11 protein-coding genes are annotated in these 12,763 nt (G+C 39.0%); 3 read left to right on the top strand and 8 right to left on the bottom strand.

Annotated elements, in window-relative coordinates; genetic code table 11:
• Window positions 1-16 precede the first annotated feature (16 nt).
• Window positions 17-829, top strand: a complete 813-nt coding sequence (locus NSQ77_RS16960; protein ID WP_339227234.1) for an HAD family hydrolase — start codon at window positions 17-19, stop codon at window positions 827-829.
• A gap of 46 nt (window positions 830-875) precedes the next feature.
• On the opposite strand, the gene NSQ77_RS16955 is transcribed toward NSQ77_RS16960, so the two are convergent.
• Together NSQ77_RS16955 and NSQ77_RS16950 are read right to left on the bottom strand one after the other, a co-directional pair.
• On the bottom strand, window positions 876-1,403 hold the full coding sequence (locus NSQ77_RS16955) for a chromate transporter (protein ID WP_339227233.1): 528 nt from the start codon (window positions 1,401-1,403) through the stop codon (window positions 876-878).
• Entirely contained in the window at window positions 1,400-1,972 is a 573-nt protein-coding gene (locus NSQ77_RS16950; RefSeq protein WP_339227231.1) for a chromate transporter, read from the bottom strand. Before NSQ77_RS16950 ends, NSQ77_RS16955 begins: the two co-directional genes overlap by 4 nt.
• Before the next feature lie 495 nt (window positions 1,973-2,467).
• Here NSQ77_RS16950 and pflB point away from each other — a divergent pair, with 495 nt between their 5' ends.
• Together pflB and pflA are read left to right on the top strand one after the other, a co-directional pair.
• Window positions 2,468-4,711 (top strand): formate C-acetyltransferase, encoded by a 2,244-nt coding sequence (gene pflB / locus NSQ77_RS16945; protein WP_339227229.1) that lies wholly within the window; start codon window positions 2,468-2,470, stop codon window positions 4,709-4,711.
• Between the two features lie 105 nt (window positions 4,712-4,816).
• Complete coding sequence (pflA, locus tag NSQ77_RS16940; protein WP_339227227.1) at window positions 4,817-5,542, top strand: pyruvate formate-lyase-activating protein; 726 nt, start codon at window positions 4,817-4,819, stop codon at window positions 5,540-5,542.
• Between the two features lie 53 nt (window positions 5,543-5,595).
• Here pflA and NSQ77_RS16935 read toward each other — a convergent pair whose 3' ends face one another.
• The 6 genes from NSQ77_RS16935 to opp4B all read right to left on the bottom strand — a co-directional run bounded on the left by NSQ77_RS16935 (window position 5,596) and on the right by opp4B (window position 12,762).
• Complete coding sequence (locus tag NSQ77_RS16935) at window positions 5,596-5,877, bottom strand: YciI family protein (RefSeq protein ID WP_339227225.1); 282 nt, start codon at window positions 5,875-5,877, stop codon at window positions 5,596-5,598.
• A gap of 113 nt (window positions 5,878-5,990) precedes the next feature.
• Entirely contained in the window at window positions 5,991-7,835 is a 1,845-nt protein-coding gene (gene asnB / locus NSQ77_RS16930; protein ID WP_339227223.1) for an asparagine synthase (glutamine-hydrolyzing), read from the bottom strand.
• Window positions 7,836-8,017: 182 nt separating this feature from the next.
• Window positions 8,018-8,698: a ribose-5-phosphate isomerase RpiA gene (gene rpiA / locus NSQ77_RS16925; protein WP_339227222.1), complete on the bottom strand. Its 681-nt coding sequence runs from the start codon at window positions 8,696-8,698 to the stop codon at window positions 8,018-8,020.
• Window positions 8,699-8,894: 196 nt separating this feature from the next.
• Window positions 8,895-10,742 carry an oligopeptide ABC transporter substrate-binding protein gene (opp4A, locus tag NSQ77_RS16920; protein WP_339227221.1) on the bottom strand — a complete coding sequence of 616 codons (1,848 nt, stop codon included), beginning with the start codon at window positions 10,740-10,742 and terminating at the stop codon, window positions 8,895-8,897.
• A gap of 120 nt (window positions 10,743-10,862) precedes the next feature.
• Window positions 10,863-11,765: an ABC transporter permease gene (locus NSQ77_RS16915; RefSeq protein WP_339231052.1), complete on the bottom strand. Its 903-nt coding sequence runs from the start codon at window positions 11,763-11,765 to the stop codon at window positions 10,863-10,865.
• Between the two features lie 34 nt (window positions 11,766-11,799).
• A complete protein-coding gene (gene opp4B, locus NSQ77_RS16910; RefSeq protein ID WP_339227219.1) occupies window positions 11,800-12,762 on the bottom strand; it encodes an oligopeptide ABC transporter permease in 963 nt (320 codons plus the stop codon).
• Window position 12,763: the final 1 nt, after the last annotated feature.

Here is a 12,763-nt window from a genome sequence, read left to right as displayed (position 1 = left end):
CATAAAGGAGAACATTATGAGTTATAAAGTACTTTTTCTAGATATTGACGGAACCATCCTGAAACCAGATCATACATATACAGAATCAACAAAAACTGCAATTGAACTGGCAAAGCAGAATGGATTAGAGGTTTTTATTGCGACTGGCAGACCATATATCGAAATCCAGGATCTGGCTGAAGAATTAGCCATTGATTCATTTATTGCTTATAATGGCGGCTATGCAATCTATCAAGAACAAGAAGTGGTCAATGAACCAATGGACCGAGCGATTGTAAAAGAATTCATCGATATTGCAAAAGAACATAATCATGAAATTGTTCTTTATACAAAAGAAAAGAACTACTTCACCGCTATGGATCATCCATTTGTTAAGAAATTCAATGAAATTTTCCAATTGAGACAAAATGCGTTATTTACTGACGAAGTTGCTGATCAAATTATAGGGGCAACGGTATTAAATATTAAGCCAGAAGATGCATCACTTTATGAAGTAGAAGAAAATATACGTATGTCACAAGTGAATGTGGAAGGCGCAACAAAAGCTTTTGATATTATCCGAAAAAACGTCAATAAAGGAGAAGCCGTATCAAAAATACTTCACCGCATCGGTATCCCAAAAGAGCAGGCTATCGCTTTTGGAGATGGAATGAATGATTGTGAAATGCTGCAGGCTGTAGGTGAAGGATTTGCTATGGATAATGCACATCCAGAACTGTTCACTTACGCAAAACATCGTACAACATCCGTTAGTGATTCTGGAATCTATAACGGTTTAAAAAAACTTGGAGTCATCAATAAGCAGGAAAAAGCAAAACCCAACAGTTAATGGGTTTTGCTTTTTTCATTTGTTGAAGGAGAAGTATGACTAGTTCCTATAATAGGAATCCGCCATAAATTAGAGCTCCAGCAATAATAAGTGCTGGATGGATTTTAAATCGCTCAATTAAAAGAAAACTGACTCCAACGAGTAAAGCTGTCTGCCAAATACCAATTCCTTCATATGACTCGCTGAAAAAACGCCATGCCATAACACCAAGCAAAATAGCAATGACTGGCTGAACAAATAGTGTCAGCCGCTTCACTTTAGGAGAATCTTTATATTTTAATAACATTCCACCAAGGAATATTAATAAAATCAGAGATGGTGCAACAGTAGCAAAGACACCTACAACTGCCCCAGGAATCCCTCCTACTTCATAGCCGATATATCCTGCCATTTTCGTTGCTATGGGACCTGGCAAGGAGTTCCCAAGTGCCAGAATTTCACTGAATTCCTGGACGGACATCCAGCCGTATCGTATTACCACTTCATTTTCAATAAGTGGTATGGAAGCAGGTCCTCCCCCATATCCTAAAATCCCAGGAATAAAAAAGGCGATAAAAATATCAATATAAATCATATGTCTTCACCTTCTTTATTCTTTCTTTGCCGTTTACGTGCAGGCAGAGAGAGAGCAAGAATAAGCAGGACAGCAATTAAAATGCCTGGATGCACATTAAGTATTTGCAAAATAATAAAGAAAAGGACAAGAAAAATGCATGTTTTTACCCACCCCAAACCGATAGAGGCTTTTCGAGCAAACTGCCATGTCAGGACTGCCATCATCATTCCGACTACTGGAACAACTGCTGCCGTCATACCTTGAACCCAATTAAATTCTCGAAATTGTGAAAGTGTAGTAAGTAAAACAATCATTAACAGAATCGTCGGTACAATCGTAGCAAGAACTGCATTTATCATTCCCAGTGTCTGGCCAACCCGATAACCGATATAGCCTGGTAACTTCGTTGCAATTGGACCGGGCAATGTGTTTGCTAAAGCAAGAATATCACCAAATTCCTCATTATCCATCCATTTATAATGATCAACTACTTCCTTTTGAATAAGGGGAATCGAAGCAGGTCCTCCCCCGAACCCAAGTATACCAACCCGAAAAAAAGCAATAAACAAATTCCAGTGTGTTCTCATATGTCACAAACCTTTTTCTATTTTTAGTATGCTGCCAGCCTATGCAGCGATGAACTTTCAAGCAGGCCCGTGAATGAAAAAATAGGTACCAAATGGCGATGCTCTTTTAATGCTGAACTTCCTTTCGCTTACTTAGGTAATCAAAATCACTCATTGCGCCAAGAAGCTCATAGCCTTCATAACTTACTGCATGAACTTATCTTTCCTTTGATTGGTAGCTCATCTCCTCTATGTCTTACCAAATCAACAATCTTTCTTCCCATTATGGCATTCTTCCTTTTATGATTTCCTTTAATATGACGTTCAAATCATTTATACCATTATACGTGAATTGAACATATTTTTAAATATTTCATTCCTTCTTCATCGACATGATATAGTTACAATTCTGACACACTTCTTTAACATTTTAAATAACTTCATCTAAAAATATGTGATATGATAAACATATAAAGAATGCTCAATATTTCACAATTCTTTTTTAGGAGGGTTATTATGGTTGTAACTGCTCAAAACAAAATGGATTTTAAAAGTGGAAAATGGCAAGAAGAAATTAATGTTCGCGACTTTATTATGCAAAACATTACTGTCTATACTGGTGATGAAGGCTTTTTAGCAGAACCGACGAAGAACACGACAGTTTTATGGGAACAAGTGATGGATTTAACAAAGCAAGAACGAGAAAATGGTGGCGTTTTGGATATGGATACTTCAATTGTATCAACCATTACCTCACATGGAGCTGGCTATTTAAATAAAGGCATTGAAAAAATTGTTGGTGTCCAGACAGACCAACCGTTTAAGCGCTCTCTTCAACCATTTGGTGGTATCAGAATGGCTGAAGATGCTCTGGAATCATATGGATATGAGTTGGATGAAGAAGTTAAACATATATTCACCAACTACCGCAAAACACATAACCAGGGTGTTTTTGATGCGTACACACCAGAAATGCGGGCAGCAAGAAAAGCTGGAATTATTACAGGTCTGCCTGATGCATATGGACGTGGTCGGATCATTGGTGATTATCGACGAGTTGCTTTATATGGTGTTGACAAGTTAATCGCTGATAAGCAAGAGGAACATGCAGCAACGGGAGCAAATGGTATTATGTCCGAGAAAATCATTCGTGACCGCGAAGAGCTTACTGAACAAATTCGTGCCTTACAAGAGTTAAAACAGCTTGGTTCAGATTATGGATTTGATATTTCAAATCCCGCTACAAATGCAATGGAAGCATTTCAATGGTTATATTTTGGTTATCTAGCAGCCATTAAAGAACAAAACGGTGCTGCGATGAGTCTCGGCAGAGTTTCTACCTTCTTAGATATTTATATTGAACGTGATCTGCAAAATGGAGTCATTACAGAAGAAGCTGCCCAGGAGCTAGTCGACCATTTTGTAATGAAACTAAGGCTTGTAAAATTTGCAAGAACTCCAGATTACAATGAATTATTCAGCGGGGATCCAACTTGGGTAACAGAATCAATTGGTGGTATCGCCAAAGATGGTACACCGCTTGTGACAAAAAACTCATTCCGATTTTTACACTCATTAGACAATCTGGGACCTGCACCAGAACCAAACTTAACGGTTTTATGGTCTGATCAATTACCGCGGCCGTTTAAGGAATACTGTGCACATATGTCTATTAAAACAAGTTCAATTCAATATGAAAATGACGATTTAATGCGGGAGCAATTTGGAGATGATTACGGGATCGCTTGCTGTGTTTCTGCAATGGAAATTGGAAAGCAAATGCAGTTTTTCGGTGCACGGGCTAATCTGGCCAAAGCTTTGCTATATGCCATTAATGGAGGAGTAGATGAACAATCCTTCGCACAAGTAGGACCGAAATACGAACCAATTACTTCTGAATATCTCCACTACGAGGAAGTAATGGAAAAATACGACCAGATGCTGGAATGGCTTGCCGGACTATATATAAATACACTCAATGTAATTCATTACATGCATGATAAATATAGCTATGAACGAATTGAAATGGCATTGCATGATAGAAACATTCTCCGGACAATGGCAACGGGGATTGCAGGCTTATCGGTTGCAGCAGATTCATTAAGTGCCATTAAGCATGCAAATGTAAAAGTTATCCGTAATGAAGCCGGCTATGCTGTCGATTACAAAATTGAAGGGAATTTCCCGAAATACGGGAACAATGATGACCGCGTTGATGCCATCGCAGTCGAACTTGTCACAGCCTTCATGAATAAGATTAAAAAACACCAAACCTATCGAAATTCAGTTCCAACACTTTCTGTTTTAACGATTACCTCTAATGTTGTTTATGGGAAGAAAACTGGAAATACACCAGATGGCCGAAAAGCTGGGGAACCATTTGCGCCTGGCGCGAACCCATTGCATGGCCGCGATGAAAAAGGGGCATTAGCATCTCTTAGCTCGGTTGCAAAATTACCGTACAAGCACGCATTAGACGGAATAAGCAACACCTTTTCTATCGTACCAAAAGCACTCGGAAAAGAAGCTATGACACGAATCAAAAATCTGTCAGGAATGCTTGACGGCTATACAATAAAAGGCGGGCATCATTTAAACGTCAATGTGTTTGATCGTGAAACATTGCTTGATGCAATGGAGCATCCAGAACAATATCCACAGCTAACAATTCGTGTATCTGGATATGCAGTAAACTTTATTAAACTAACTCGGGAACAACAATTGGATGTTATCAATCGAACATTCCATCAAGGAATGTAAGCCAACCATGAGCGAAGTTAAAATTATTCAATAACTGGGTAGTCGCTCCTCCTCCAAGGGGGAGCACCCTATTATATATAATTTATTTATGGGGAGGTTTTTCAGGTGAAAGGTCGAATTCATTCTATCGAAACATGCGGAACCGTTGATGGTCCAGGTCTGCGTTATATCATTTTTATGCAAGGCTGCCCGCTCCGTTGCCAGTTTTGTCATAATCCAGATACATGGAAAATGGGTGATGGCAAGGAGATGACGGTGAATGAGCTCGTCACTGATATCAAAGACTATCTCCCCTTTTTTCAAGCATCCGGCGGGGGAGTTACCGTAAGTGGCGGCGAACCACTGCTGCACGTTAAGTTTCTAATAGCACTTTTTCGAGAACTAAGAGCTTTAGGCATCCATACTGCGATTGATACAGCTGGTGGCTGCTTTTCAAAATCCCCTGTCTTTTTGAAACAGCTTGATGAGCTGTTAGAACTAACTGAACTTATGCTTATGGACATAAAGCAAATCGATCCAATTAAACACAGGATTCTGACTGGTATGTCAAATGACCATATTCTCACACTTGCTCGCTATTTAGATAAAAAAGAAATTCCTGTCTGGATCCGCCATGTACTTGTTCCAGGGCATAGCGATAATGACGAGGACTTAAAGCAATTATCTGATTTCATTCATACATTAAATAATGTCGAGAAAATCGAGGTGCTGCCATATCATAAAATGGGCGTGTATAAGTGGGATGCACTCGGATTAGAATACCCGCTTGAGGGTATCGAACCGCCAACAGAAGCACGTGTTCAAAATGCGGTAGAAATTTTAAATATATAATAGAAAAAAGTCAGGTCCCTCCTTAGTAAAGAGCCCTGACTTTAACAACTAATCTATTTTTCAGGTAATACAGCATCCGTTGTCATCGTCCATTCATGTATCTCATATCCTCTTGCTCCTTGCACAACATATGGATCATTTTTTACAATTTCTTCAACTTCCTCGAAGCCCTCAGCAATGTAAATGACTAATCCGCCGGTTCCATCTGTAAAACGGCCTTTCGCAAAAACTTTCCCCTGTTCAGCTAACTTGCCTAGATAATCTAAATGATCTTGACGGTATTGCTGACTTTTCTCAGCATCCTTCATTGGTGATAATGCAGCATAATAGTTCATATGTATTCCCCTCCTCCTTTTTGGACTAGCATTATTATATCGTAATTTTCAAAGAGTTACATCATAAAAGGTTCTCTTAAAAGGGAGCCAATCCTTTTAAGAGAACCTTTCTATCATACTTTTATTTTGATATCGTATTTTCTCAGCCAATAATCAATTTGGCAAAGGTGTGCAATTAGCTGTGGGCCTCGCATCAGCTGACCATACCATGGATCCTTGAATTCCTTTCCTTCACTTTTGACAATTGCCTCCACCTTTTCACGTTTCATAAACTCAAATAATCGAGCATTTCGATCTGCTAAAATTGTCTCCATCCATGTCACAACTTGCTTTGTATATTCTGGCTGAAAGGTTCTTGGATATGGACTCTTTTTCCGATATAACACATCATCCGGGACAATGCCTTCTAGCGCCTTACGTAAAATTCCTTTTTCACGTCCGTCGAGATTTTTCATTTTCCACGGTATATTCCAGACATATTCCACAATCCGATGATCTGCATAAGGTACACGCACTTCCAAGCTGGCTCCCATACTCATGCGGTCCTTCCGATCCAGCAGCTGCGCCATAAACCACTGCATATTCAAATAAAAAAGTGCCCTGCGCATTGCATCCTCAGGTGCTTCACCATCCAATACTGGCGTTTCCAAAATGGTTTCCTGATAGCGAGACTGGACATAGCTTTTTAAGTCTAATTTTTTTTGCCATTCCGGATGGAGCAAATCGATTCGTGCATCTAAGGAACGCATCCAAGGAAAGCCATTTTCAGCGGTTGACAGATCATGGAACCACGGATAGCCGCCAAAGATTTCATCTGCACATTCACCCGATAACGCTACAGTTGTTTTTTCTTTGATCCGGCGACAAAACCAGAGTAAGGAAGAATCAATATCTGCTTGCCCTGGTTGATCTCGAACGTCTACCGCTTCCTTCAGTAAAGCTGCAAGCTCACGTCCAGAGATAATTTCATCGTGGTGATCTGTCGAGAATTCATTAACCATTCGATCTATCCATGGCTTATCACTCGAGGGCTGGAAGGAACTCGATTGGAAATGCTTATCATTTCCTTCATAATCTACTGAAAAAGTTGTTAATGTTCCCTTTCCTGTTTCTTTAAAATAATCTGCAGCAATTGCTGTAATTGCACTGGAGTCTAATCCACCAGATAAGAAGGTGGATACAGGAACATCTGCAACAAGCTGTCGCTGCACTGCATCAACAACTAACTCCCTTACTTTTTCTGCTGTAATTTCAAGTGAATCAATATGTGGTTTGCTAACCATGTTCCAATAACGCCATATCTTCAACCCATTTTTTGAAAAAATCAGCGAATGCGCCGCACGAAGTTCATGTATTCCTTTAAATAATCCGTGACCCGGCGTTCTTGATGGACCAAGTCCAAATATTTCCGAAATTCCTTCGCGATCAATTACTGATTCAACAGCATCATGAGCCAGAATTGCTTTCAATTCAGAACCAAAAATGAATTGTTCCTGCTTTTCACAAAAAAACAATGGTTTTACGCCCAAACGGTCCCTGGACATAAAAAGCTGTTCCTTTTTTTCATCCCATACACCGAATGCATAGATGCCATTGAGATAATGGACACAGTCTTCCTTCCATTCCAAGTAAGCCGTCAGCAATACCTCCGTATCGGATGCTGTCTGGAATACATAGCCTTTTTTAAGAAGTGTCTGACGTAATTCCTCCGTATTATACAGCTCTCCATTATAAACAATCGTATAAACAAAACCATTCTTTATTTTACTCATTGGCTGTTTCCCGCCTTCTAAATCAACAACCGACAGCCGCTTATGTCCAAAACCAGTATGTTTAAAGGTCCAATAATTTGTTTCATCGGGGCCTCGCAATGATAATGCAGCTGTCATTTTTTCCAAAACTGCCTGCCGTGTGTGCGCATGCCTCTTCCAGTCAACAAAGCCGGTTATTCCACACAAATGATGCCACCCTTTCCATTTACTTTTTTAAGTTTACTTCTCATCGTATGCGAAAAAGTTATTTATAATGATAATGAAGCTTCAAATAGTCCCTATCATGGATTAAGTTAAACTTAATGCCGAGTTAATGCATAATAAAAAACACCCAAAGAATTTAATCCTCGGGTGTTTCTTCACATGCATTATTCTACAACAGTAACGGTTTCTTTATTCCCTATAATTACTTTAGTCGTCATATCGATAAATAAGCCAGTTTCTATTACGCCTACAATTTGCTTCAATTGATTATTTAATTGGTCTGGATCCTGTATCTTTTTAAACGGACAATCCAATATGTAATTTCCGTTATCAGTAACTAATATTTCATCTTCAGCCATACGAAGCTTAGGTACACAGCCAAGTTTTGAAATTTCATTTGCTGTTCGTTCCCATGCAAATGGGAGCACTTCGATTGGCAATGGGTATTCTCCCAAATGTGCAACCATCTTTGATTCATCAACAATAATAATTAATTCCTTAGCAGCCTGCGCTATTATTTTTTCCCGAAATAATGCAGCACCGCCACCTTTGATAAGTTGATGATTTTCGTCTACTTCATCCGCACCATCAATCGTCAAATCCAGCTCCCTCACTTCTCGAAAGTCTGTGAGTGGAACGCCGAATTCATTTGCCCATGTTGCAGTCTGTTTGGAAGACGGAATTCCTTCAATAGATAAACCGGATTTCACCAGTTCTCCAAGCTTTCGTACCATCCAATACACAGTCGAACCAGAACCAAGACCTACATTCATGCCATCTTTTACAAATTCTGCTGCCTTTTCCCCTACTGCTTTTTTCATTTGCTCTTGTTCCGTTAGCCTCATTTAAACCCCTCCTTGATTATTTCTCTATTCATCATTATAGCTTATTCGACTTGTCAGGCAAAATTAGGAGAACACTTTTATAAATATTCAATTTGCAAACTTTTGTAGCCAGATTAATAGATTTATGCATGCTTTAGCCATCCAGATTACGACCGAGAAAAGAAGACTCACCACAAGATGAGTCTTCTTAAAATTCTTATTCAGCTACAATTGGTTTTTCTTGCGTAACTGCAATATCATAACGATACATGTTTGTTCCATCACCGATATAGTAATTATGAACTCGATTATTTACAGGTACAAGTGCTGAACGGTAAACAGTCGGGAACACAGGAACTTCATCAATCATGAATTGCTGCCACTCATTATATACTTTTTGACGATTCTCTAGTTCAAATGCATCCTCCGAAACACCAGCAGACATTAATTCATCATTTTTATCACTTGAATAACGTGAGAAGTTGAAGATCGCATCTCGACCATATAATCCCCTAGGATCTACATCGATTCCAACGCCCCAAGCTGCTGCATAAACGTCAACCTCTGGATCATCATCTCCATTTTGACCGATACGGTCATAAAATGAATTAAATTCTTGTAAACGACCATCTAAAAGCTGTACTTTTAATCCAACTTGTTCCCAAGCCTGAATGTAATATTGTGCTAATGGTTCTGCAACTTCATCACCTGACATCGATGCAAAATTAATAACAAGCTCTTCCCCATCAGGTGTCTCACGCAAGTTATCACCGTTTACGTCTACATAACCAGCCTCATCCAAAAGTTGTTTTGCTTTTTCTGGATCATATGGTACACCTGGGTTTGATTCATCATGGAATTCTGGATGTGACGGCGGAATAAGTGTTGTTGCATTCCAACGCAGACCATTATAGAATCGTTCGCCTACAGTAGTGTTATCTACTGCATGCCACATCGCTTTACGTAAATTAACATCAGCCATTTTGGCATCAGGATCTGTTACAACTTGACCTTTTTCTTTATCCCACGTACCTAATTTAAATCCGATATACGAATACGAACGGTCAATCATCCCTAAATATTCCACATTAGACATTTCTGCATTGTCTGGGAATTGATCCACCGGGAATGAGCTAACTGTATCAACACCGCCAGATTCAAGCTCCTGAACAATTACATTTGGATTAATTACTTTTACCGTAACACCATCCAGATTTGGCTCACCTCTCCAGTAATCTTCATTCTTAACCATCGTTACGGATTCACCAGGTACAATGCTTTCTACTTTAAATGGTCCAAATCCTATTGGATTTTCACGTACTTCTTTAGATGCAGACATTTCCGCAACTTCCATATCACCGAAAATATGCTTCGCTAACGGATATGTCCAGATGCTGCCAGTTACTAATGAAGGTGTTGCTTGGATATAGGTGATCTCCAATGTTTTATCGTCAATGACTTTAATACCTGAAATCGTATCTGCTTCACCAGCATGGTACTCTTCCATTCCCTCAATATTAGTAAAATCTGAACCATATCGTGGACCATCATAATCTGGATGTCCTATTACTTCATGTGCAAACAACCAATCCTCAGCAGTGACAGGCTCGCCATCATGCCAGTTTACATTATCACCTATCGTGAATGTGAAAACATGCCCATCCTCACTGATTTCATACGTTGCCGCACCATCATTTGTATATACATAGTTTTCATCCCAAGTTAATAAAGCCTCATCAAACCATTCTAAGATTTGAGCATCAGGATCTCCCGAGTAAAAATTCCAATTTAGTGTACCTTCAAAAGCAGTGTCAGTAACTAAACCGAAATTAAGTGTCCCTCCTTCAATTGCTTCCCCTTCATTTGTCTTAATTTTGCTGAAGTCTTCAATTGAGTAGAGTTCACCTTCTCCTCCCCCTTCAGTCTCTGCTGAACCTTCTGAATCAGAGCCACTATCAGTTCCCTCACTTTGTCCATCATCAGAGTCCCCGCTACAAGCAGCTAACGCAACTAAAAGAACCAGCATCAGCGCTAATAACGCCTTCATAAGATTTGACCTACCCATAACTCTAACCTCCCCTTTTTTAAAAAGCTTTTTTCTTTATTTCAGTAAAAAACTGAAATTATATATCTAACATTAATACGAATAAAACGCATTAATGTAGGTATCCAAATACAATTATTATTAGCCTCTTCGCTGTCTAGCGTCAGTAGCACGCTTTAATGCCTGACCGACATTATTTATAGCAAGCATCAATATCAAAATAAGTATTGCAGCTGGCAGCCAAATCCACCATCTGAATTCAAGTGTTTGAGGGTTTCTGGCATAACTAATAAGTGTGCCTAGACTGGGTGTGCTTTCGGGAAAACCAAATCCTAAGAATGAAAGCCCAGACTCAATTCCAATATTTGCTGCTAAATTTAATGTCATTGTAACGATAATGATGGAACTTAAGTTTGGCAAGACTTGTGTAAACATAATTTTAAAATTAGAAGATCCTAATGTTTTAGAAGCGTGAACATAATCCAGTTCTCTTTCCTGCAGTGCTTTCGACCGGATAAGTCTAGCGATTCCCATCCACAAAAAGGACGACATGATGAGTGAAAAAGACCAAATACTATAATCAGACACAATGGTTACAAAAACAATAACAATCATTAATGTAGGCAAAACCATAAAAAAGTCTACTAACCGCATTGCCGCATTATCAATATGACCACCAAAGTAACCTGAAACCAATCCTAGTAAAATCCCAATTGTTCCTGATATTAAGGTAACTAATATACCGATAGATAATGAGTTTCTCGTTCCAATAAGTAATTGACCAAAGACATCACGCCCGCCATAATCTGTACCTAATAAAAATTGCTCATTTGGAGGTTCATGTATTGCAAATAAATCAACCTTTACAATTTCTGACTGATTCAAAAACAATGAAATACCATAGACAAATATACAGGTAAGCACCAACAGGATTAATGATATTAACGCAACTTTATCTTTAACAATTTCCCTCCATAATATTGAAAAGCCAGAGGGACTTCTAACCTGATCAGACGCCTGAACGTCTGCGTTAACCTTATTCATTTCCATTTTAAATCACCTCAGTGTCTCTCGGATTCTACTTAATACGTATCCTCGGATCAACGATACTTAGAATAATATCAGAAAGTAAAGCACCTAATATGGCGGCAATACCAAAAATTAATACAACTGAAGTTACGACACTGTAATCTCGTAAAAGTACCGAATCAAGGAATAATTTCCCCATTCCTGGAAAAGAAAATATACTTTCAACAAATACAGATCCTCCGATTAACCCTGAAATTTCATACCCAAAAAATGCAGCAATCGGCAATAACGAATTCCTGAAAATATGGCGATTATATACCCTTGATTCAGGAGCACCCTTAGCTCTCGCAGTTACAATAAAGTCTTTCTGTTTCGTATCAATTATTTCACTTCGTAAATATTGAACAGTGGAAACTGTCGTAATGACCGCCATTGAAAATGCAGGCAGCAATAAATGTTGTAACTTACTTAAAAAATACTCAAATGTACCTGGAGTTAATCCAGGTGCAACACTTCCGCCTGTCGGAAACCAGCCAAAATGAAAACCGAACACCCAAACCATCAATAAGGCAGTAATAAAGAGCGGAGCTGCAAATCCGATATAGGTATAGCCTGTAATCGCACGATCCAGCCAGGTATCGTTCCAGCGTCCACTTATAATACCCAACGGAATCGCCATTGCATATGTAAAAATCAATGTAAGTAGAGACAGCCAGAATGTGTTGATCATCCGTTGTTCAATCAGTTCAGATACAGGCATCTTATATCGGAATGATTGTCCAAAGTCCCCTTGTACGACTCCTTTAACCCAGTCGGTGTACTGAACATACCATGGATCGTTAAGCCCTAATCGCTCGCGCTGCTCTTCTATTGCTACTGGATCGATATTTGGATCTATCAAGCCAGTAAGAGCGTCACCAGGCATCATTTGTGCTAAAATAAAAATAATGACACTTAAAATAACAATTTGAGGGAATGTTACAAATAGTCGTCTAACAATAAACTTCCACATA

The sequence above is a fragment of the Oceanobacillus sp. FSL K6-2867 genome (genome assembly GCF_037963145.1).
In the GTDB taxonomy this organism is placed as follows: Bacteria; Bacillota; Bacilli; order Bacillales; family Amphibacillaceae; genus Oceanobacillus.
The sequence above is the reverse complement of the archived record's forward strand: the minus strand, read 5'-3'. Positions and strand labels throughout refer to the sequence as shown.